This window comes from Micromonospora sp., from assembly GCF_048594385.1.
Classification (GTDB): Bacteria; Actinomycetota; Actinomycetes; order Mycobacteriales; family Micromonosporaceae; genus Micromonospora; species Micromonospora wenchangensis.
The window spans coordinates 1-20,745 of record NZ_JBMDWU010000576.1 but is presented as its reverse complement, the minus strand read 5'-3'; the positions used below and the strand labels follow the sequence as shown (position 1 = coordinate 20,745).

The following is a 20,745-nucleotide window of genomic DNA, read 5'->3' as shown; positions in this document are numbered from 1 at the left end:
CGTCCGCGCCGACCAGGTACTCCACCGTGCCCGCGCCGTGGTAGCCGGCCTCCCGGCAGATCGCCTTGGCGCTGTCGTGGATCTGGCGGCGCTGCGCGTCGGTGAGGAACGGCGCGGGGGCCTCCTCGACCAGCTTCTGGTGCCGTCGTTGCAGGGAGCAGTCCCGGGTGCCGACGACGACCACGTTGCCGTGCCGGTCGGCCAGGACCTGCGCCTCGACGTGCCGGGGCTGGTCGAGGTAGCGCTCGACGAAGCACTCGCCGCGCCCGAACGCGGCGACCGCCTCCCGGGTGGCCGACTCGAACAGGTGCGGGATCTCCTCCAGGGTGCGGGCCACCTTGAGGCCCCGCCCGCCCCCGCCGAAGGCGGCCTTGATGGCGACCGGCAGGCCGTGCTCCACGGCGAAGACGGTCACCTCGTCGGCGTCGGCGACCGGATCGGCGGTGCCGGGGACCAGGGGCGCGCCGGCCCGCTGGGCGATGTGCCGGGCGGTGACCTTGTCACCGAGGTCGCGGATCGCCTGCGGGGTCGGTCCGATCCAGGTCAGGCCCGCGTCCAGCACGGCCTGGGCGAAGTCGGCGTTCTCGGAGAGGAAGCCGTAACCCGGGTGTACGGCGTCCGCGCCGGCCCGCCGGGCCACCTCGATCAGCTTGTCGATGCGCAGGTAGCTGTCGGCGGCGGTGTCACCACCGAGGGCGTACGCCTCGTCGGCGAGGGTGGCGTGCAGGGCGTCCCGGTCGGAGTCGGCGTAGACGGCGACGCTGCCCAGGCCGGCGTCGCGACAGGCCCGGATGACACGGACGGCGATCTCGCCACGGTTCGCGATGAGTACCTTGCGCACCTGGTGCTCCTCCCGGGGTCGTTGCCTCGGGAGTGTATCGGCAGCCCGGAGGCCCCCTAACGATCACTCAGTGTGGGATGTCGCACTGTGGGGTGCTCGACTAGTCAAACTTGGTTATTACGCTTGTGTGGTGTCTGCGACTCGGTTGATGATCCTGGGGCTGGTCCGGTGGATGCAGCCCGTGCACGGCTACGACGTGCGCCGCGAGCTGTTGAGCTGGGGTGCCGACAAGTGGGCGAACGTGCAGCCCGGCTCGATCTACCACGCGTTGCGCAAGCTGACCGAGGAGGGCCTGTTGCGGACGGTCGCCACCGAGCAGGTCGGTGCCCGTCCGGCGCGCACCACGTACGAGGTGACGCCCAAGGGGGACGAGGAGTTCGAGACGTTGCTGCGGGCGCAGTGGTGGCAGTTGCACGAGGTGCCGGACCCGTTCGCGTCGGCCTTCTCGTTCCTGCCGGCGATGCCCCGCGAGGAGGCGGCGGCGGCGCTGCGCAACCGGGCGAATCTGCTGCGTGCCGGTGTCGAGTCGATGCGTGCCTCGTTGGACTCCGACTGGGTGCGCAACAGCAAACCGGTGCACGTGACCTGGATGTTCGAGCTGTGGTTGGCCCGTGCCGAGGCGGAGATGGCGTGGTGCGGGCGGATCGCCGAGCGGATCGACTCCGGGGTGTCGTACCTGCCTGCTGGGCTGACGGGGGCGGACGTCTGGCCCGGCTTTACCGACGGCGCTCCGCAGGGTGACACGACCGACGACGCTCCGTCACCAGGCGAGAAAAGCAATAATCAACGTTGACTAGAAAAGCTATATCGCGTTAGCCTGCTTCCGGCCCGTTGGCGGGAGCGCGCCGCATGGCGTCACGGGGGCAGACGACGGCCGGCACCACCCGGCCCGGACGACCAGGAGTAAAGATGATCGAGACCAGAGGGCTGCGGAAGTCGTTCCGCTCCCGGCAGGGTCGGGAGACGAAAACGGTCGACGCCGTCCGGGGGGTGAACCTCCAGGTCCCGGCGGGAGAGATCTTCGGCTTCCTCGGCCCCAACGGCGCCGGCAAGACCACCACCCTGCGGATGCTCGCCACGCTGATCGAGCCGGACGGCGGTGAGGCCACCATCGCCGGCGCCGACCTGCGCAAGGACCCGGCCGAAGTACGCCGCCGGATCGGCTACGTCGCCCAGGGCGGCAGCACCTGGGACGAGAGCACCGCCCGCGAGGAACTCGTCCTGCACGCCCGGATGTACGGCATCGGCAAGGCCGACGCGCACCGCCGCGCGGTCCGCGCCCTGGAAGCCTTCCAGCTCACCGAGTACGCGGACCGCAAGTGCAAGACCTACTCGGGCGGCCAGCGGCGGCGGGTGGAGATCGCCCTCGGCATCATCCACGAGCCGAAGATCGTCTTTCTCGACGAGCCGACCACCGGCCTCGACCCGCAGAGCCGTGCGCACAGGTGGGACGAGATCCGTCGGCTGCGTACCGAGGGGATGACCGTCTTCATCACCACGCACTACCTCGACGAGGCCGACGCGCTCTGCGACCGGATCGCGATCATGGACCACGGCGAGGTGGTCGCCGAGGGCACCCCGGCCGAGCTGAAGCGGGAGATCTCCGGCGACGTCGTGCTGGTCGGCCTGGACGTGGCGAGCACCCCGCAGGCCGCCCAACTCCTCGACAGCGAGGAATACCTCAACAAGCTGGAGACCGTCGACGAGGGCGGGCTGCGCCTCTACGTCGACGAGGGCGCCACCGCCATCCCGCAGGTCCTGCGCCGGCTCGACCACGCCGGGCTGGTCATGAGCTCCATCGAGCTGCACCGCCCCAGCCTCGACGACGTCTTCCTCACCAAGACCGGCCGCTCGCTGCGCGAGTCCTGAGACACCGGAGACCACGGATGAAATTCGCCCGCGACACCTGGCTGATCTTCCAACGCCAACTTCAACTGCTGCTGCGCAACCCGGTCTGGGTCTTCGTCGGCGTCTTCCAGCCGGTGATGTACCTGCTGCTCTTCGCCCCGCTGCTCAAGCCGGCACTGAACGCGCCCACCCAGGCCGCCGCGTACAAGATCTTCGTACCCGGTCTGCTGGTGCTGCTCGCCATCTTCGGCGGGCTGTTCCAGGGCTTCGGCCTGATCGCCGAGCTGCGCGCCGGGGTCATCGAGCGGTCCCGGGTCACCCCGATCAGCCGGCTCGCCCTGCTGCTCGGCCGCTCCCTGCGCGACGTCGTCTCACTGATCGTGCAGGCGGTCATCATCACCCTGCTGGCGCTCCTGTTCGACCTGCGGGTCTTCATCGGGGACCTGCTGCTGGCATACCTGATGCTGGCCCTGATCGCGCTGATGACCTCGGCCGTCTCGTACGGCGTCGCCCTCAAGGTCAAGAGCGAGGACGCGCTCGCCCCGTTGATGAACACCGTGGCCCAGCCGGTGCTGCTGCTCTCCGGCATCCTGCTGCCGCTCACCTTCGCCCCCGGCTGGCTGCAGGGGGTCGCCGAGTGGAACCCGTTCTCCTGGGCGGTCGACGGCACCCGGGCGCTGTTCGCCGGTGACCTCGCCAACGACAAGGTGTGGCAGGGGCTGGCCATCATCGCGGTGCTCGCCGCCGCCGGCGTCTTCTGGGCGGCCCGCCAGTTCGCCCGCAGCGTCCGCTGACGATCCCACCCCGGGCGGGGCCCGGTCACGCGCCCGTCGCGTCGGACCGGCGCCCCGTCCCGGGGAGGTGATCGACTTTATGTCGCCGATGTAGCGGTATCGGTGCGAGGTGGACACCGCAACATCGGCCCAGGGGAGTCGATCGTGCCGGGCTCCCCCGACCGGCCGGTCAACGCACCCGGGCGAGGGTGACGCCGTCGGCGAGGGGCAGCAGCACCGCGTCGACGCGTACGTCGGCAAGCACCTCGTCGTTGAAGGCGGCGATCGCCCGGTCGGCCTCGTCGCGCGGGGCGAGCACCCGGCCGGCGCGCAGCGTGTTGTCGACCGCGATCACCCCGCCGGCCCGCATCCGGGGCACCAGCTCCGCCCAGTAGACCGGATAACCGACCTTGTCGGCGTCGATGAAGGCGAAGTCCAGGTGCCGCTCGTGCGGCAACTCCCGCAGCGTCTCGGCAGCCGGGCCGATCCGCAGCTCGATCCTGTCGGCCACCCCCGCCCGCTGCCAGTACGACCGCGCGATGCCGGTGAACTCCTCCGAGATGTCGAAGCAGGTCAACCGGCCGTCCTCGGGCAGCCCCCGGGCGATCGCCAACGACGACAGCCCGGTGAACGTGCCCACCTCGACGGCCTGCCGGACGCCCAGCAACCGGGTCAGGAAGGTGAGGAACGCCGCCTGCTCCGGCGCCACCTGCATCTCGGCGTGCGCCGGCAGCACCGCCCGCGTCTCCTCTGCCAGGTCACGGATGATCTCGTCCGGCGGGGAACCATGGGCGACGATGTAGGCCTGTAGTTCCGGCGTCAGCGGCAACGGCTTCGTGGTCATGACCGGACGTTAGCCGAGCGGCTCGACCTCCTGGGCGCCCGGCGCGACCTTCGTCCACAGGTCCGTGATGCTCAGCCCCAGATCGTGCAGGAGCCGACGGAGCAGCGGCAACGACAACCCGACCACCGTGCCCGCATCACCCTCGATCCCGGTCAGGAACGCCCCACCCAACCCGTCGATGGTGAACGCGCCGGCCACCGCCAACGGCTCGCCCGTGGCCACGTACGCCGCGATCTCCGCATCGGTGACGTCGGCGAAGTGCACGACCGTCGAGGCCACCGCCCCGACCTGCGATTCGTTCCCCACATCGACCAGGTGGTGGCCGGTGTGCAGCACCCCACTGCGTCCACGCATCCGCTCCCACCGGCGGGTCGCGTCAGCCGCATCCGCCGGCTTGCCGAGGATGTCGCCGTCGAACGCGAGCACCGAGTCACAACCCAACACGAGCATCCGCGCGTCCGGAGTGGAACGCAGCCGGTCGGCGACGGCCTGCGCCTTGCGTTGGGCCAACTCCAGACACAGATCCTCGGCCCGTTCCGCGACCACCAGGGATTCGTCGACGCCACTGACCAGCACGTCGGGTTCGATCCCGGCAGCCTGGAGCAACTTGCGGCGGGCAGGGCTCTGTGAGGCGAGCACGAGACGGAGCGGCAGGGAGTTCGACACGGGGCCGACGCTACCGGCTGATTCTCGGCGGCGGGTCGCCGGCACGTCGACGCCGACGCCACACCAGGAATCCACCCCCGGTCGCCGCGATCACCCCCAGCGTGACCCACCCCCGCACGGTGGCACCGCCGTCGCCGTCACCGCCGGCAGGCTGCGCGGCGGCACTCGTCGCGCCGCTCGGCGGGGTCACCGTCGCACCCTCGAAACCCAGCGGGGGTACGTCGGCGGTGAGCGCGGCCACCAGGTCGATGACGCCGTAGCCGTACTCGTCGTCCCGGCCGGGTGGCCCCTTGTCGACAGCGGTCGCGGTGAGCCGGTGGATGACCTCGGCGGCGGGGAGGTAGGGGTACTTCGACCGGACCAACGCCGCAGCCCCGGCCACAATGGCGGTGGCATCGGACGTCCCGGTGCCCTTGCGGTACCTGCCGTTGATGCTGGTGCTGTAGATGTCCACCGCCGGAGCGACGACATCAACCTCCGGCCCACTCACAGAACTCGGTGCATGTCTACCTTCTCGGCCAATGCCAGCGACCGCTAACACGCCATCCTCTGCTGCGGGGTAGGTGACAGTGCTGTCATCGGGAGTGTTGCCAGCAGCTGCAACGATGACCATGTCTGCTTGAAGTGCAGTTTTGATTGCCACTCGAAGGCGGTCATTTGCGGATCCACCGCTGGAGATGCAGATTACTTTTGCGCCCTGCCTGGTTGCAAACTCTATGCCGGCGGCCATTGCATTCGCGGTAGACTCGCCTTTTGGTGATACGTAAATGGGAAGTATTTTCGCCTTCGGGGCGACACCCAAGGCGCCTTTGTGTCCCTTGCCGTGAGCTGCAATTAGACCAGCCATGCCAGTTCCGTGACCATCGCGGTCTCGATGCCCCGCGCCTTCCCCTGTAACTAGGTCCACTCCTGGGAGAAGATTGTCAGCTAGGTCTGGGTGCGGTGACACGCCAGTGTCTGGGAGTGCGACTATGATGCCTTCGCCTTGGCTAATGGACTGCGCCTCTGTTGTCTTGAGGTAGCGAAGATGCCACTGGTCCGCGCGGATTCGATCCGAGCCATCCGATGGGAAGTAAGTAGGGGGGAGTGTGGTTCCGAGAGTTGCGACTGCCGCTAACGTGATAATCAATAGGCGGCTCACCGGTTAAACCCGATTGCCGGGCCGGGGTCTATCGGGGGGTCATCGTCGGGCGGTCGAACGATCGGCGTTATGCCCTCTTCGACCTCCCATGGCTGATCAGGATCCCAGTGCCTTTTGGGCGTGTCGGAACCGCCGACCCGACCACTCCTTGTCGATGCCGTGTTCATGGCCCCGCCGGGGCCTCCAATCGGAGGGATGTGAAGGCCCCCTGGTTGCCGCCCGCCCGGTCGTGATCCGGCTCCTCCAGTTGGCGCGGTTCCGGCAGCCCCGCCACCGATTACGCCTCCAACTGGATTAATCTTCCGCGTTGGTGGGTCGCCAGGCTGTTGAGGAATGCCCATGCCGGGGATGCTGCCGATCAGCCCATTTAGAGGCGTAGCGCGCGGAGGGACCCGCTGGGGGGCTCCCGGTTGGTTTTCGGTTAGCGATCGAAGAGGGCTCGCTGGTGGCCGTTGTTTGGAGCTGGTGTAACTTGATTGAGTTGGTGGAAGTGTTGCCGAAGAAATTGGCTGCGCGCTGTTCGGGGATGCCCCTACTGAAGGAGTTTGGCCTGTTGCGGTGGGGATTTGTTGGGTGGATGTAGCGCCCGCGTTGCCTAGCACTGGTCCACTTTGAGTAGTGGGTGGAGTCAGTATAGTCTGTTTTGTGGATGATGGCTGACGGGTGCCCCCGCCAGTGTTCATTGAAACCGGAATTATAGGGGGTATTGCCACGCTTCCCGTGTTGTTATAGACGTCTGAATTTGAAATGTCTTTTACTGGAAGCTGGGGAGGTGGAGGTGGGGGTTTTTGGAGCATGGCTTGGGCTTGTTGGAGTTCGCCGCTGAGCCCGAACATCAACCCCCGTGCCTGTACGTTGAGCCGTTCGAGGTCCGCGTCGGTCACCGGCGGGTCCACCACCCGACTGCCCGCCGCCGCCCGGGGGTCGGCCAACGTCGCTTCGTACCCGCGCTTGCGGGCGAGCTTCTCGGCGTAGTCGTCGCGTATCCGCTTGAGTTCGGGCCTGGTGCTGTCGATGGCGCGGGCGACGGCGGCGAGGGCGTCGTGGTTGGCGGCCGCCGTGTCGTGGGTGCGCTGCACCTTGTTGATCAGCGCGTCGAGTTCCCCGAGGTACGTCCTGGCGGCGGCGTTCGTGGCCGGTGGCCAGGCCTCGGCGAGGCCGGCGCGGTACTGCCGGAGTTGCCGCAGGTGGTTCTGGGCGAGTTCACAGACCTTGCGCCAGCCGGCGACGTGCTTCCAGTGCCCCGGCGTCTCCTGGTCCTGGAGGCACGCCCACATGCTGAGCACGTCCATCAGTTGCCAGTCGGTGAGGCCGGACGTCCGGCCGCTGCCCCGTTCGATCACGGCAGCACCACCGGGCCCGGATTCTCGGGGCTGTTGGGTTCGGGGGCCGTCCACGAGGAACGGTCGGTGAGCAGGGCGGACGCGGCGATCCGCGGGTTGTGCAGGGCGCGTTCGACGTCGGCCACCCGGGCGTCGGCGAACGCGTCGGAGCCCTGGTAGTCGGTGGCGATCCGGTGCGCTGCGGCGGCCAGCCGGCCGGTGTTGCCGGCGAGCCCGTGCACCAGGTCGGAGGTGGCCTGCTGGGTCTCCCAGTGCGCCTGGAGGAAGTGCACCAGCTCGATGAAGGCGTCGCACGGGTTGGGCACGGCGGCGGTCATGTCGTCGGCGATGTAGCGCAGGTGCGGCGTGTAGTTCCGGGCGACCTCGTTCTGGAGCCGGTCGGCGAACTCCCTCATCTGTCGGATGTCGGCCTCGATGCCGCCGTAGTCACCCACCCCGGAAGCTGGGCGGCCCTCCTCTGGGATCACTGGCCCTCCCGACCGTCACGACGCCATCTCCCAGAGTGAGATTAGTGGCAAGGTGTCGGTCTCGGCAGCCCCGCCCCGCGCAGCGGGACGGCTGGGCGTACCCGGGCCGCGCAGCGGGGGAGAGCGTCAGCGGGGCAGGCCGGAGGCGCGCCAGGCACCGTGACCGGGCGCGGGGGCCGCGCCGGCCGGGCGGGCGCTGCGCGCCCACGCGGACCTCGCCACCGGCGGGGGCGGACCGGCCGGCCGGGAACGGAGCGCGATCGCGCCCACCAGCGCGGCCAGTTCCTCGGCGGTCGGGACTCCCCTGACGACCCGGAACAGCGGCTCTTCGGCAGACATGACGCCAGGGTACGCGTCGACAACTTGACCCACGTCGCACAGTGGCGTGCCGGCGGTGTACGCGTTGGTGGGGCCGGGTACCGTCTCACCGATGTCTGACGTGCCTTCCCAACTCGTCGCTGACCGGTACCGGCTGCTCTCGCCGCTCGGTCAGGGCGGCATGGGCCGGGTCTGGAAGGCCCGCGACGAGGTGCTGCACCGGGACGTCGCCATCAAGGAACTCGTCCCGCCGCCGAGCCTGACCGACGACGAGCGCCGCGAGATGCGGGAGCGGTCGTTGCGTGAGGCGCGGGCGATCGCCCGGCTCAACCACGTCAACGTGGTCCGCATCTTCGACGTGCTGCGCACCGACGGCGACCCGTGGATCGTCATGGAGTACGTGGCGTCGAAGTCGTTGCAGGACACCCTCGCCGAGGACGGTCCGGTGTCGCCGGCCCGCGCGGTGGAGATCGGCCTGGGCGTGCTGGGCGCGCTGAAGTCCGCCCACAAGGCCGGGGTGATGCACCGGGACGTCAAGCCGGGCAACGTGCTGCTCGGCACCGACGGCCGGGTGGTGCTGACCGATTTCGGACTGGCCACCATCCCCGGCGACCCGAACGTCACCCGTACCGGCATGGTGCTCGGCTCGCCGGCGTACATCGCGCCGGAGCGGGCCCGGGACGGCACCGCCGGGCCGGAGGCGGACCTCTGGTCGTTGGGGGCGACGCTCTACGCTGCCGTGGAGGGCAAGTCGCCGTACGCTCGGCCGTCGGCGATCGGCACCCTGGCCGCGCTGGCCACGGAGCCGCTGCCGCCGGCCAAGAACGCCGGCCCGTTGAAGCCGGTGCTGACCGGCCTGCTCCGCAAGGACCCGACCGAGCGGATCACCGCCGAGGTCGCCGAGCGCATGCTGCGCCGCGCCGCCGGCAAGCGGGCCCGGGGCATCTCCCTACTCGACGGGGTACGCCGGCCGGGGCCGAACGGCCCGCGTGAGCCGCGTACCCCGGTGGTGCCGGCGCCCCGACCGGCGCAGGGCGGGACCGGCGCGAAGACCTCGTCGTCCCTGGCCGCCGCTGCGGGCGCCGCCACCGGCACCGCAGCCGCGAAGGCGGCAGCCGCCAAGGCGGCGGCGGACAGCGCCACCACGACGGGTGGCGCGGCGGAGCCGACGGTCGTCACCGGGGCGTCGACAGTGGGTACGGACGCCACCGCCATGGTGCCGGCCGGGGTGGACGCCGGGCCCACCACGAAGGTCACCCCGCCGACCGGAGCCGACGCCGCGTCGACCGGCCCGGGAGATTCGGCCGATGCTCCTGCGACCGGCGAGGACGCTGCGTCGAGCGGCGAGGCTGTCGCACCGGCCGACGCGGACGCCGCACCGACCAGCAAGATCGACCCTCCGGTCCGGGCCGACCAGCCCGCGCCGGCCAACCCCACCGCCGTGCTGGACGCGCCGGTCAGCCCGCCCGCCGGGTCCGCCGGGGTCGCCTCCGTCCCGGTGTACGACGGGACGCCGCCGGACCACAAGCGCCGTAACCTGCTGATCGGCGCGCTGGTCGCGGTGCTGCTGGTGGGCCTGGCGCTGGCCGTCCCGCTGCTCACCCGCTCCGACGACCCGGGGAACGGCACGCCGCAGGCCACCGACCCGACGAGCGCCGCCGCGTCCTCCGCCGCTCCCACGTCGGCTCCGGCACCCCCGCCCCCGACGAGCGCCGCGCCCAGCCCGACGCCGTCGGCCACCCCTTCCACCGACCCGAACGCGCTGCCTGAGGGTTGGGAGATGTACCAGGGGCCGACGTTCAAGGTCCCGGTGCCGAAGGGCTGGCGGCGCAGCGTCCGTTCCGACGCGGTGGTCATCACCGAGCCGAACGGGGTGCGGGAGTTGTTCATCCAGTGGACGCCCAGCCCGAAGAAGGACGCGGTCGCCGACTGGAAGGAGCAGGAACCTAACCGGAGCAACTACGTCAACAACTACCAGTACCTCGACATCAAGGCGTGCGGCGGCTACCGCACCTGCGCCGACTGGGACTGGTTGGAGAGCCGGGACAACACCCGCATCCACGTCCGCAACCGCGGCTTCGTCACCGCCACCAACCGGGGGTACGCGATCCGGTGGGAGGTGGCGGCGAAGGACTGGAACGCCAACCTGGCCAACTTCGCCCTGATCACCAGCCGGTTCGTCCCGGACCGGAAGAACTGACCCGGGGGATTCCCGCCGGGGTTAAATCGTTTCGCATGACTTTCCGTCATCCGGGGTATCTGACCCGGGACGACGGAAGGAGGTAGCGAGATGAGTTACCGACGCAGGGACGCCCGGCCGAGACTGGCACTGTGGATGCTCGTCGCCCTCGGCGATGTCGTCCTGCTGCTGCTCAGCGCCGGCGTGGCCGCGCTGGTCGTGTCGATCGCCGTCGTGACGGTCGCCGCCGCCGGGGTCGCCGCCTGGCGGCTGAGCCGACGGACCGCGATGCCCACCGCCACGGATGCCGTGACCATGCCGTTGACCAGCCGGAAGAGTGCCTGACCCGACGGGGTCCACGACCCGCGACGGCGGCAGCCGGACCAGCCATCGACCGTACGGTGATGACCGGTCCCGCTGCCGCCGAGCCGTGTCCGGGGGCGATCAGGTGTTGTTCGCCAGCGCGATCAGCCGGGAGCGGTCGCCGTTCCAGTAGTTTCGGTCGACGCCGCCACTGATCCCGGGGACGCTGCCGGTGCTGGTGTACTGCCAGAAGCTCCAGACCGGGGCGCCGGCCGGCAGGGTGCCCGGCGAGCTCGACCAGCGGGCCAGCCAGAGCGGGTGGTTGCCCCACGGGCCCGTCCAGCTGCCGGTGCACTGGTTCCACCAGCTCGTGGTGGTGTAGATGACCGCGTACCGGCCGGTGCGGGAGCGGTAGGTGTTGAGGAAGTCCTGGATCCAGTTGCGCATCCCGGTGGTGGACAGCCCGTAGCAGGTGCCGCCGCTGTACGGGTTGGCCTCGACGTCGAGCGCGGCCGGCAGGGTGCGGCTGTCCGCCGACCAGGCCCCGCCGTTGCTGGCGAGGTAGCCGGCCTGGGTGGCCCCGGAGGAGATGTTCGGCCGGGCGAAGTGGTAGGCGCCCCGGATCACCCCGGCGTTGTAGGCGTTGACGTAGTTGGCGTTGAAGTTCGGGTCCTTGTAGCTCGTACCCTCGGTGGCCTTGATGAAGGCGAACTCGATTCCGGCGTTGCGGGCACTGGTCCAGTTGATGGAGCCCTGGTAGTGGGAGACGTCGACGCCGGCGGTGGTGGCGGCGGCCGCGGGTCCGGCCGTGACGACGAGGGCCGCGGCCGCGGTGGCGGCCACGGTGAGACCGGCGGCGAACAGCCGGCGCAACGACACTCTGGTACGGGTCATGGATTCCTCCAGGGACGCCAATCGATTGACGCCAATCTTTGGAGATTCCTGCCCTTGATCGCAAGGGGCCCTAAGGAAACTTTCATCGACAACGGTCGAGTCGATGTGCGGTGATCCGAACCGGTCAGGGCAGGTCGGAGGTGGTATCAGACGGCGGGCTGGCTCAGCGCAGCGCGGCCGGGTCGAGCTGCCACCGGAACGGTTCGGCCAGGGTCAGCGTCTCGCCGGCCGACGTGGTGTTCCAGGGGAGTCGCGCTCACCGGCCCTCACCTCCCGTTCCGCTCGCCGCCCGGTCAGCCTCACACGATACGAGGCGACGACCGTCGAGTGACACGAACCGGCCGGGTAGGCTCCCCGGCCATGGTGTCGATCGACGGGCTGGGCGACCTCTGGGACCGGCTGTTCAGCGCCCAACCCGACCCGCCGCCCCTGCTGGTGGTGCTCACCGCCGTGGCCGCGCTGGTGGTCGTCGCGGTCCGCTCGTCCTGGCGGGTCGCCCGTAACGCGGTGACCATCGCCCACGAGGGCGGTCACGCCCTGGCGGCGCTGCTCACCGGACGGCGGCTGCACGGCATCCGGCTGCACTCGGACACCTCCGGCCTCACCCTCAGCGCCGGCCGCCCCACCGGCCCCGGCATGATCCTCACCCTGCTCGCCGGGTACGTCGCGCCGTCGCTGGTCGGCCTGGGCGGTGCCTGGCTGCTCGGCGGCAACCGGATCACCCTGCTGCTCTGGGTCGCGGTCGCGCTGCTGCTCGCCATGCTGCTGCTCGTCCGCAACGTCTTCGGGGTGCTGTCCCTGCTGGTCACCGGTGGGGTGGTGCTCGTCGTCTCCTGGTACGCCACCGCGCAGGTGCAGGCCGTGTTCGCCTGGACCTCGGTCTGGTTCCTGCTGTTCGGCGGCGTCCGGCCGGTCTTCGAGCTGCAACGGCTGCGCAGCCGGGGCCGGATGCCCGAATCCGACGCCGACCAGTTGGCCCACCTGACGCCCTTCCCGGCGCTGCTCTGGGTGTTCGTCTTCGGGCTGGTCAACCTGTTCGCCCTCGCCGTCGGCGCGGTCCTGCTCGCCGGTCCGTTGCTCGCCGAGGCGGGCATCCCGCTCTGACCCGGGACGCGCATCCCGCGCCGAACCCGGGGTGACCGGTGGCACCCCGGCGTCGGGTCGCCCACCTGGGCGGATGCGGGCAGAATCGGTCGGATGCGATACCTGATCATCGGAGCGGGCGCGGTCGGCGGCACCATCGGCGTACTGCTGGGGGAGGCCGGCCGGGACGTGACGCTGGTGGCGCGCGGGCCGCACCTGGCGGCGATCCGGCGCGACGGGCTCACCCTGCGTACCCCCGAGCGGGCGGTGACCTGGCGGGGGCCGGCCACCGACGGGCCGGGGACCGAGCCGCTGCCCGCCGACACCGTGCTGGTGCTGACGGTCAAGTCGCAGCACACCTGGGCGGCCCTGGACACCTGGGCGGACGCCCCGGTCGCCGGCGGCGGTACGGCGGGACAGCGGCTGCCCCTGTTCACCGCGCAGAACGGGGTGGCCAACGAGCCCACCGCGCTGCGGCTGTTCGCGCACGTACATCCGGTCTGCGTGTGGCTGCCGGCCACCCACCTCGACCCGGGCGTGGTGATCGCCAGCGGCCACCCGTACCCGGGGATGTTGCACGTGGGCCGCTATCCGGGCGGTGCCGACGACGTCGACGCGGCGGTGGCGGCGGACCTGACCGCCGCCGGTTTCCTCGCCCCCGTCCGGGACGACGTGATGCGGTGGAAGTACGGCAAGCTGCTCAACAACCTCGGCAACGGGGTGCAGGCCCTGCTCGGCGCCGGCCTGCCGGACTGGCTGCTCGACCGGGTCCGGGCCGAGGGGGCCGCCGTGCTCGCCGCCGCGGGCATCGCCCACCCCTCCGACGAGGAGGAACGCGCCGAACGCGGGGACCGGGTCGGCACCCGGCCGGTCGACGGGCAACCGCGCAGCGGCAGCTCCACCTGGCAGAGCCTGACCCGGGCGGCCGGCACCACCGAGGTCGACCACCTCAACGGCGAGATCGTGCTGCTCGGCCGCCGGTACGGGGTGCCCACGCCGGCCAACGCCGCCGTGCAGACGGCGGTCCGGAGGCTGGCCCGGGAACGCCTCCCCGCCGGCACCTTCCCGCTCGCCGAGCTGACCGCCCTGCTGGAGCGGGCAGAATGACCGGCTGAGCACGCAACCCACCGGGGCGCGGCACGCGTGTCACCTCTGACCGCCACGGGGGAGGTAACCAGGGTGCCGGACGTCGACGGCTTCGACGAGTTCTACCGGGGCAGCCGGCAACGGCTGCTCGGCTTCGTCTACGCGCTCACCGGCAACCTGGCCGAGGCGCAGGACGCCGTGCAGGAGGCGTACATCCGGGCCTGGCAACGCTGGTCGACGGTGAGCGGCTACGACGACCCGGAAGCCTGGGTACGCGTGGTGGCCTCCCGGATCGCGGTGAGCCGGTGGCGCAGCCTGCGCAGCCGGGCCCGCGCCTACCTGCGGCACGGGGTGACGACCGAGAGCGTGCCCGGCCCCGGCACCGAAACCCTGGAGGTGGTCGCCGCCCTGCGGCAACTACCCGAGGAGCAGCGCACCGCGCTCGCCCTCTACTACCTGCTCGGCATGCCCGTGGCCGAGGTGGCCCGGGAGACCGCCGCCCCGGTGGGCACGGTCAAGGCCCGGCTCTCCCGGGGGCGTACCGCGCTCGCCGGGCTACTCGCCGGTGGCGATCTGGAGGAGGTCCGATGAGTGAGGAGCTGACCTTCGTCGACCGGCTGCACCGGGACCTGCGCGAGGTCCGCTGGCCCGAGCCGGCGGAGCTGCGGGCCCGCGCCCGCCGCCGCAGCCGTCGTACGGCGGTGCTGTCGACGGTGACGGTGCTCGTCGTGCTGGCCGGTGCCGCCGTGGTGGCACGGGAGCGGCCCACCGGGCCGGCGACGCCCACCGCCCCGGTCGCGGCCCCCGTGTCCGCCCCGGTTCGGACGGAGATCCCCCTCGATGCCCTGCTGACCCCCGCCGACCTGCCCACCAAGACCGGCGAGCGGCTCGGCGACACGGGCCTGGGGGAGGCCGTCCGGATCGACCCGCTGCTCGAATCGTGTGGGCGGGAACGCGACGTCAGCGCCCAACTGTCGGTGTCCCGCGCCTCCCGGTCGCAGACCCTGCTCCGCCCGACGACCCGGGCCGGCCAGCCGGCCACGCCCGTGCTCAGCCAGGACGTCTACCGCATCGAGCTGGCCCGGGGGCGGTGGCTGTTCGGCGAGATCGACCGGCTGCTCAACGCCTGCGCCGAGTGGACCCTCAACGCGTCCACCCTCGCCGCCGACCAGCAGCCGGTGGCCACCGAACAGAAGCACCGTTGGGAGCCGGCGGCGCGGGACTTCGCCGGTGACCAGTCGGTGCTGCTGCGGCACGTCGCGCAGCAACCCCGGGCGCATACCGGCGGACGACCGGTCGGCGCGGCGGCGAGCATCGAGACCACCCTGGTGGTCCGGGTCGGTGACCTGGTCACCGTGGTGGTGCCCGCCCCGGACACGGTGGCCGACCGGGTCGACGGCACCGGGCCGGGGATGAGCCAGCCCGACCTGCTCGCGCTGGGCGGAACTGCCGCGAAACGCCTCTGCCCGGCCGCCGACACCCCCTGCTGATGCGTGGGGACGCCCCGATCCCGCGCGGCGGGGCGGCTACAGCGGGATGTTGCCGTGCTTCTTCGGCGGCAACGTCTCCCGCTTGGTCCGTAGCACCCGCAGCGCCCGGACGATCTGGGTCCGGGTCTCGTGCGGCGGGATCACCGCGTCGACGTACCCGCGTTCGGCGGCGACGTACGGGTTGGCCAGGGTGTCCTCGTACTCGGCGATCCGCTCGGCGCGGACGGCGGCCGGGTCCTCGGCGGCGGCCAGCTCCTGCCGGTAGAGGATGTTCACCGCGCCCTGCGCGCCCATCACCGCGATCTGCGCCGTCGGCCAGGCGAAGTTGAGGTCCGCCCCGAGGTGCTTGGAGCCCATCACGTCGTACGCGCCGCCGTACGCCTTGCGGGTGATCACGGTGACCTTCGGGACGGTCGCCTCGGCGTACGCGTAGAGGAGTTTCGCGCCCCGGCGGATGATGCCGTCCCACTCCTGGCCGGTGCCGGGCAGGAACCCGGGCACGTCGACGAAGGTCAGCACCGGGATGTTGAACGCGTCGCAGGTGCGTACGAACCGGGCGGCCTTCTCGGAGGCGGCGATGTCCAGGGTGCCGGCGAAGTGCATCGGCTGGTTGGCGACCACCCCGACGGGACGGCCCTCGACCCGGCCGTAGCCGACCACGATGTTCTGCGCGTAGAGCGGCTGCACCTCCAGGAACTCACCGTCGTCGAGGACGTGCTCGATGACCCGGTGCATGTCGTACGGCTGGTTGGCCGAGTCGGGGATCAGCGTGTCCAGTTCCCGGTCGGCGTCGGTGACGTCGAGGTCGGTCGGCGCGTCGAGGACCACCGGCTCGTCGAGGTTGTTCGACGGCAGGTAGGACAGCAGCGCCTTGACGTAGTCGACCGCGTCGTCCTCGTCGGTGGCCAGGTAGTGCGCGTTGCCGCTGCGCGTGTTGTGGGTACGCGCGCCGCCCAGTTCCTCCATCGCCACGTCCTCGCCGGTGACCGTCTTGATGACGTCCGGGCCGGTGATGAACATGTGCGAGGTGCGGTCGACCATCACGGTGAAGTCGGTGACCGCCGGGGAGTAGACCGCGCCGCCCGCGCACGGGCCCATGATCAGGGAGATCTGCGGGATGACCCCGCTGGCCCGCACGTTGCGGAAGAAGATCTCGCCGTAGAGGCCGAGCGAGACGACGCCCTCCTGGATGCGTGCCCCGCCGGAGTCGTTGATCAAGACCACCGGGCAGCCGATCTTCATGGCCAGGTCCATCACCTTGACGATCTTCTCCCCGAAGACCTCGCCGAGGGAGCCGCCGAAGACGGTGAAGTCCTGCGCGAAGACGCAGACCTGCCGGCCGTCGACGGTGCCGTAGCCGGTGACCACCCCGTCGCCGTACGGGCGGGTGCGGTCCAGCCCGAAGTTGGTGGACCGGTGCCGGGCGAACTCGTCCAGCTCGACGAAGGAGCCCTCGTCCAGGAGCATGTCGATCCGCTCCCGGGCGGTCTTCTTGCCCCGCGCGTGCTGCTTCTCGACGCCGCGTGCGCCCGCGTGCACCGCCTCGTCGACCCGGCGCTCCAGGTCCGCCAGCTTGCCCGCGGTGCTGTGGATGTTGGTCCCGGTCTCGGTAGTCACCCTGGGAATATAACGATGGTTCAGGCCGACGCCGCTGTGCAGTACGCCTCAGTAGCTTCCGCCGGAGGCTGGTCGGGCGCGCGTGTCGACCGGGCCCGTAGGCTGGCGGGATGCCGGGTTCGCCGTACACCGATCTGGACCGACCGCCGCTGTCGGCGGCGCGGCTGTCCCGGGCGCTGACCGCGCCGTCGGGCCCCTGGCGTCGGCTGGACCTGCGGCCGGAGACCGGCTCGACCAACGCCGACGCGGCCGACGCCGCGCGGGCCGGCGAGCCGGAGGGCCTGGTCGTGGTCGCCGAGCGGCAGACCGCGGGCCGGGGCCGACGCGGCCGGGCCTGGCAGTCGCCGCCCCGGGCGGGTCTCGCGGCGAGCGTGCTGCTGCGGCCGGGCGAGCCCGTCGCCGACCGCGACTGGCCGCCGGCCGCCCCCACCGGGTACGGCTGGCTGCCGCTGCTCGCCGGGGTCGCGCTGGTCGAGGCGGTCTCCCGGCTGGCCGAACTGGACGCCGGTCTGAAGTGGCCCAACGATCTGCTGATCGGGGACGCCAAGTGCGCCGGCATCCTGGCCGAGGAGGTGCCGGCCGCCGGTGCGGCGGAGCCCCCCGCGATCGTGCTCGGAGTCGGGTTGAACGTGACGCTGCGCGCCGACGAGCTGCCGGAGAACCCGACCGGGCTGCCGGCGACCTCGCTGCAACTCGCCGGGGCCACCGCGACCGACCGGGACCCGCTGCTGCGGGCCCTGCTGCGCGCGCTCGCCGACTGGTACGCCCGGTGGCGGCTGGCCGGCGGGGACGCCGACGCGTGCGGCCTGCGCGCGGCGTACCTGGCCTCCTGCGTCACCGTGGGCCGCCGGGTTCGGGTGCTGCTGCCCGACGGCACCGACCTGACCGGGCTCGCCACCGGGGTGGACGCCGACGGGCACCTGCTCGTCGACACCGCCGCCGGACAGCGCAGGCTGGCCGCCGGGGACGTGCTGCACCTGCGGTGACCGGCGGCCCACGGTCGGTTCGTGCGCGGGATGCACGGCGGTCCGCCCGGCTGATCCGGTGGGTCGCCCCGACCGGTTACGGTCAGCGCGTCCGATTGTCGCCGAGGAGGTTCCCGTGGCGTTCCCCGAAGACGTGCTCACCGAGGACGAGCACGTCGTCCTGCACCTGCACCCGCACTGGAAGGCGCTGTCGCGGCCGGTCCTGGTGCTGGTCCTCGGTGTCGCGGCGGTGGTGGCGGGCTGGCTCCTGCTGCCCGACGGCGACGGTGGCGCGCTCGTGCTCGCCGTGCTCGCCGGTCTGTTCCTGATCGCGGTGCTCTGGCTGGGGTTGTGGCCGTTCCTGGTCTGGCGCAGCACGCACTACCTGTTCACCAACGAGCGGGTGCTGCTCCAGGAGGGTGTCTTCTCCCGGCACCGGCGGGACCTGCCGCTGGCCCGGATCAACGACCACTCGATGACCCAGCGGTTCACCGAACGGCTGCTGGGTTGCGGCACGCTCACCATCGAGTCGGCAGGCGAGCGGGGGCAGTCGGTGCTCGTCGACGTGCCCCGGGTCGACCGGGTGCAGACCACCCTCTACGAGCTGGTGGAGGCGCAGCACGACAAGCACACGCTGGGCGACGGGGAGATGCGCGACATCCTGGCCGACATGCGCGAGGGCAAGCCGTTGCGGGACACCACCGGCTGATTCGGCGGCCCGCCGGCCCGGGTGTCCCCCGGGGCCGGTCAGGGGCGCGGCGTGCGGGGGGTGGTGCCGGCGTGCAGCTCGGCGGCCAGTTCCGCCCCCAGGTCACCGCCGGCGGCGGCGGGGCCTAGGGTGCCGCCCCGGCCCTGCTTGAACACCGGTTCGGCGGTCGGGGCCGGCGTCCCGGTGGCCGGGGTGGTGTGGTCCTCGGCCTGGCTCTGGGCCTCTTCCAGCTCGCTGACCGATTCGGCCAGCTCGGCGACCGGGTCCAGCTCGGCCATCGTGTCCCACTCGTCGCGCTTGATGGAGTGCCAGGTCTCCTCGGCGTGCTTGGGGACCGGCTGGAAGACGAAGGTCCGGTAGGACCAGAACCGGAACAGGGTGGCGAGCAGCACGCCGCCGGTCTTGGCCACGTTGAGCGCGAGCAGGCTGTTGAACCCGAGGCCGTACTTGGCGGCGGCGAGGACGCCGAGTTCGATGATCAGACCGGCACCGTTGAACAGGAAAAACAGGGCGTATTCGCGCTGGAGTGCCGCTTTCGGTCGATCCCGGTACGTCCAGTGACGATTCATCAGATACGACGTGATCGTCGCCACGATGGTGGCGATGACCGTCGCCTTCAGTTGACCGTCGACAAAAACGGTGAGTGCCAGAGCATTGAACACCGCGTAATTGATGACGGTGTTGACGCCCCCGACGATGCCGAATTTGAGCGCCTCGCGGATGAACTTCTGCCAGCGCTCGGGCAGCAGACGGACAAGACGCATGCGCAACACCTTAGGGCTGAGGACGGTGCCGGGAACTCCGGCTGGACGGGGTGGGCGACCGGTCACGACCCGGACGACGGGTCGCTGGTCGCCTCCGTGACGGCGGGAGTTCCCGCTTCGACGAAGACGAACCGTCGGTACGACCAGAACCGGAACAGCGTGCCGAGGGCGGTGCCCACCACGTAGCTGGCGATGTTGTCGGCCAGCGGGGTGCGGAACACGCCGGGCCAGATGCTGCCCAGCCCGTACCGGCTGCCCGCCAGGCAGGCCACCGCGATGCCCAGGCCGACCGCGTTGAAGAAGAAGAACAGCGCGTACTCGCGGGCCGGATTGGAGCGGACCCGGTGCCGCCAGGTCCAGAACCGGTTGCCCACGAAGGCGACGGTCGCCGCGATCACCGTGGAGACGACCCGCGCGGTCACCGGCTCGACGCCGCGCCCCAGCGTGAGGTAGTTGAACAGCGCGAAGTCGACCAGGAAGGCCACCCCGCCCACGGTGGCGAACTTGCTCAACTCACGCAGCAGGTGGCCGAACCTGTCCAGCAGCGTACGAACCAGACCCGGGCGGGTCTGCGGGGCACCCGGCTGGTCCCCGGTCATCGTCGCGGCCACCTCGCGAGCGTACCGGTAACCGGCGTCGCGGACGGGGCGCCACCGGCGAGCCGCCGCCGCGCCGTGGGTCGACCCGGGTCCCCCACCGTCCGCGGGGCGTTCCCGCGTCCGTCGACAGTTCGTCGAAGGATTTGCGTGAAAGTGCGCGTGAAAGCGGGTATCAGCTCGTGTTACCGCAGCCGGGCCGCACCTTGTGCAGTTCTTCACAACCAGTCCCACTGACTCGCGGGTCCGCCCGGTTTACGCTGAGGCCAATCCCAGGTTTCCACGAAGGCGACGCGGCCCGCGTCCGCCGAGACTCGTGCATCCCATAAATCGGTCAGCGTCGACCACAAGGAGATGAGTCATGGTTGCTCCGGCTACTGTGCGGGGGATCGATCAGGCCCCCACGACCCACCCCAAGCTGCTCGCCTGGGTCCGGGAGATCGCGGAACTCACCACCCCCGACCGGGTGGTCTGGGTGGACGGGTCCGACGAGGAGTGGCGGCGTCTCACCGACGAACTCGTCGACAACGGCACCCTCGTCCGGTTGAACCCGGAAAAGAAGCCGAACTCCTTCTACGCCCGCACCGACCCCACGGACGTCGCCCGGGTGGAGGAACGCACCTTCATCTGTTCCGTGGACGAGGCGGACGCCGGCCCCACCAACAACTGGATGGCGCCGGCCGAGATGAAGCGGACGATGACCGAGCTGTACCGGGGTGCGATGCGCGGCCGGACGATGTACGTCATCCCCTTCTGCATGGGCCCGGTCGAGGCCGAGAACCCGATGTTCGGCGTCGAGATCACCGACAGCCCGTACG

General features: G+C 71.0%; 21 protein-coding genes and 1 pseudogene. 12 read left to right on the top strand and 10 right to left on the bottom strand.

Going from position 1 to position 20,745, the window contains the following annotated elements:
• Positions 1-841: biotin carboxylase N-terminal domain-containing protein (locus ACOJTC_RS30420; protein WP_420119457.1), on the bottom strand; the 841-nt coding region annotated here is incomplete at its 3' end.
• Between the two features lie 130 nt (positions 842-971).
• Here ACOJTC_RS30420 and ACOJTC_RS30415 point away from each other — a divergent pair.
• From ACOJTC_RS30415 to ACOJTC_RS30405, 3 genes are all read left to right on the top strand, one after another.
• Positions 972-1,634, top strand: coding sequence for a PadR family transcriptional regulator (locus ACOJTC_RS30415; RefSeq protein ID WP_420119456.1), 663 nt, complete (start codon positions 972-974; stop codon positions 1,632-1,634).
• A 116-nt stretch (positions 1,635-1,750) separates the two neighbouring features.
• Positions 1,751-2,710, top strand: coding sequence for an ATP-binding cassette domain-containing protein (locus ACOJTC_RS30410; protein WP_420119455.1), 960 nt, complete (start codon positions 1,751-1,753; stop codon positions 2,708-2,710).
• 17 nt (positions 2,711-2,727) lie between these two features.
• Entirely contained in the window at positions 2,728-3,483 is a 756-nt protein-coding gene (locus ACOJTC_RS30405) for an ABC transporter permease (protein ID WP_145917889.1), read from the top strand.
• 169 nt (positions 3,484-3,652) lie between these two features.
• On the opposite strand, the gene ACOJTC_RS30400 is transcribed toward ACOJTC_RS30405, so the two are convergent.
• The 5 genes from ACOJTC_RS30400 to ACOJTC_RS30380 form a co-directional block, all read right to left on the bottom strand.
• Complete coding sequence (locus ACOJTC_RS30400; protein WP_145917890.1) at positions 3,653-4,306, bottom strand: O-methyltransferase; 654 nt, start codon at positions 4,304-4,306, stop codon at positions 3,653-3,655.
• A gap of 9 nt (positions 4,307-4,315) precedes the next feature.
• Entirely contained in the window at positions 4,316-4,972 is a 657-nt protein-coding gene (locus ACOJTC_RS30395) for a Maf family protein (RefSeq protein ID WP_420119454.1), read from the bottom strand.
• 10 nt (positions 4,973-4,982) lie between these two features.
• Entirely contained in the window at positions 4,983-6,098 is a 1,116-nt protein-coding gene (mycP, locus tag ACOJTC_RS30390; protein WP_420119458.1) for a type VII secretion-associated serine protease mycosin, read from the bottom strand.
• 1,354 nt (positions 6,099-7,452) lie between these two features.
• The gene (locus tag ACOJTC_RS30385) at positions 7,453-7,923 is read right to left on the bottom strand and encodes a hypothetical protein (RefSeq protein WP_420119453.1); all 471 of its coding nucleotides are present in this window, start codon (positions 7,921-7,923) and stop codon (positions 7,453-7,455) included.
• Between the two features lie 126 nt (positions 7,924-8,049).
• Positions 8,050-8,262, bottom strand: coding sequence for an acyl-CoA carboxylase subunit epsilon (locus tag ACOJTC_RS30380; RefSeq protein ID WP_420119452.1), 213 nt, complete (start codon positions 8,260-8,262; stop codon positions 8,050-8,052).
• Positions 8,263-8,353: 91 nt separating this feature from the next.
• Between ACOJTC_RS30380 and ACOJTC_RS30375 the strand changes: the two genes are divergently transcribed.
• Complete coding sequence (locus tag ACOJTC_RS30375) at positions 8,354-10,441, top strand: protein kinase domain-containing protein (protein WP_420119451.1); 2,088 nt, start codon at positions 8,354-8,356, stop codon at positions 10,439-10,441.
• Between the two features lie 90 nt (positions 10,442-10,531).
• On the top strand, positions 10,532-10,765 hold the full coding sequence (locus ACOJTC_RS30370) for a hypothetical protein (RefSeq protein WP_088643959.1): 234 nt from the start codon (positions 10,532-10,534) through the stop codon (positions 10,763-10,765).
• 99 nt (positions 10,766-10,864) lie between these two features.
• On the opposite strand, the gene ACOJTC_RS30365 is transcribed toward ACOJTC_RS30370, so the two are convergent.
• On the bottom strand, positions 10,865-11,617 hold the full coding sequence (locus ACOJTC_RS30365) for a GH25 family lysozyme (protein WP_420119450.1): 753 nt from the start codon (positions 11,615-11,617) through the stop codon (positions 10,865-10,867).
• Between the two features lie 360 nt (positions 11,618-11,977).
• Here ACOJTC_RS30365 and ACOJTC_RS30360 point away from each other — a divergent pair, with 360 nt between their 5' ends.
• The 4 genes from ACOJTC_RS30360 (at position 11,978) to ACOJTC_RS30345 (ending at position 15,276) form a co-directional block, all read left to right on the top strand.
• Positions 11,978-12,721, top strand: coding sequence for a M50 family metallopeptidase (locus tag ACOJTC_RS30360; protein ID WP_357929141.1), 744 nt, complete (start codon positions 11,978-11,980; stop codon positions 12,719-12,721).
• A gap of 93 nt (positions 12,722-12,814) precedes the next feature.
• A complete protein-coding gene (locus ACOJTC_RS30355) occupies positions 12,815-13,807 on the top strand; it encodes a ketopantoate reductase family protein (protein ID WP_420119449.1) in 993 nt (330 codons plus the stop codon).
• Between the two features lie 72 nt (positions 13,808-13,879).
• Complete coding sequence (locus ACOJTC_RS30350; RefSeq protein WP_204927473.1) at positions 13,880-14,377, top strand: SigE family RNA polymerase sigma factor; 498 nt, start codon at positions 13,880-13,882, stop codon at positions 14,375-14,377.
• The gene (locus tag ACOJTC_RS30345) at positions 14,374-15,276 is read left to right on the top strand and encodes a hypothetical protein (protein WP_420119448.1); all 903 of its coding nucleotides are present in this window, start codon (positions 14,374-14,376) and stop codon (positions 15,274-15,276) included. The genes ACOJTC_RS30350 and ACOJTC_RS30345 overlap by 4 nt, the downstream gene beginning before the upstream one ends.
• 36 nt (positions 15,277-15,312) lie before the next feature.
• Here the strand turns inward: ACOJTC_RS30345 and ACOJTC_RS30340 are convergent, their stop codons facing one another.
• Positions 15,313-16,893, bottom strand: coding sequence for an acyl-CoA carboxylase subunit beta (locus ACOJTC_RS30340; RefSeq protein ID WP_420119447.1), 1,581 nt, complete (start codon positions 16,891-16,893; stop codon positions 15,313-15,315).
• A gap of 110 nt (positions 16,894-17,003) precedes the next feature.
• On the opposite strand from ACOJTC_RS30340, the gene ACOJTC_RS30335 reads away from it, so the two are divergent.
• On the top strand, positions 17,004-17,879 hold the full coding sequence (locus ACOJTC_RS30335) for a biotin--[acetyl-CoA-carboxylase] ligase (RefSeq protein ID WP_420119446.1): 876 nt from the start codon (positions 17,004-17,006) through the stop codon (positions 17,877-17,879).
• Positions 17,880-17,994: 115 nt separating this feature from the next.
• Positions 17,995-18,567, top strand: coding sequence for a PH domain-containing protein (locus ACOJTC_RS30330; protein ID WP_420119445.1), 573 nt, complete (start codon positions 17,995-17,997; stop codon positions 18,565-18,567).
• Positions 18,568-18,605: 38 nt separating this feature from the next.
• On the opposite strand, the gene ACOJTC_RS30325 is transcribed toward ACOJTC_RS30330, so the two are convergent.
• Both ACOJTC_RS30325 and ACOJTC_RS30320 read right to left on the bottom strand, forming a co-directional pair.
• Positions 18,606-19,331, bottom strand: coding sequence for a GtrA family protein (locus ACOJTC_RS30325; protein WP_420119444.1), 726 nt, complete (start codon positions 19,329-19,331; stop codon positions 18,606-18,608).
• A 62-nt stretch (positions 19,332-19,393) separates the two neighbouring features.
• Positions 19,394-19,930, bottom strand: a complete 537-nt coding sequence (locus ACOJTC_RS30320) for a GtrA family protein (protein WP_232378585.1) — start codon at positions 19,928-19,930, stop codon at positions 19,394-19,396.
• A gap of 358 nt (positions 19,931-20,288) precedes the next feature.
• Between ACOJTC_RS30320 and ACOJTC_RS30315 the strand changes: the two are divergent.
• Positions 20,289-20,745 (top strand): annotated as a pseudogene (locus ACOJTC_RS30315) (phosphoenolpyruvate carboxykinase); the annotation flags it as partial.

Excerpts from the sequence above, each read along its gene's own strand:
- ACOJTC_RS30375 (WP_420119451.1), top strand. The coding sequence starts at position 8,354 with ATGTCTGACGTGCCTTCCCAACTCGTCGCTGACCGGTACCGGCTGCTC.
- ACOJTC_RS30360 (WP_357929141.1), top strand. The coding sequence starts at position 11,978 with ATGGTGTCGATCGACGGGCTGGGCGACCTCTGGGACCGGCTGTTCAGC.
- ACOJTC_RS30325 (WP_420119444.1), bottom strand. The coding sequence starts at position 19,331 with ATGCGTCTTGTCCGTCTGCTGCCCGAGCGCTGGCAGAAGTTCATCCGC.
- ACOJTC_RS30355 (WP_420119449.1), top strand. The coding sequence starts at position 12,815 with ATGCGATACCTGATCATCGGAGCGGGCGCGGTCGGCGGCACCATCGGC.
- ACOJTC_RS30365 (WP_420119450.1), bottom strand. The coding sequence starts at position 11,617 with ATGACCCGTACCAGAGTGTCGTTGCGCCGGCTGTTCGCCGCCGGTCTC.
- ACOJTC_RS30400 (WP_145917890.1), bottom strand. The coding sequence starts at position 4,306 with ATGACCACGAAGCCGTTGCCGCTGACGCCGGAACTACAGGCCTACATC.
- ACOJTC_RS30370 (WP_088643959.1), top strand. The coding sequence starts at position 10,532 with ATGAGTTACCGACGCAGGGACGCCCGGCCGAGACTGGCACTGTGGATG.
- ACOJTC_RS30380 (WP_420119452.1), bottom strand. The coding sequence starts at position 8,262 with ATGTCTGCCGAAGAGCCGCTGTTCCGGGTCGTCAGGGGAGTCCCGACC.
- ACOJTC_RS30405 (WP_145917889.1), top strand. The coding sequence starts at position 2,728 with ATGAAATTCGCCCGCGACACCTGGCTGATCTTCCAACGCCAACTTCAA.
- ACOJTC_RS30320 (WP_232378585.1), bottom strand. The coding sequence starts at position 19,930 with ATGACCGGGGACCAGCCGGGTGCCCCGCAGACCCGCCCGGGTCTGGTT.
- ACOJTC_RS30335 (WP_420119446.1), top strand. The coding sequence starts at position 17,004 with ATGCCGGGTTCGCCGTACACCGATCTGGACCGACCGCCGCTGTCGGCG.
- ACOJTC_RS30410 (WP_420119455.1), top strand. The coding sequence starts at position 1,751 with ATGATCGAGACCAGAGGGCTGCGGAAGTCGTTCCGCTCCCGGCAGGGT.
- ACOJTC_RS30345 (WP_420119448.1), top strand. The coding sequence starts at position 14,374 with ATGAGTGAGGAGCTGACCTTCGTCGACCGGCTGCACCGGGACCTGCGC.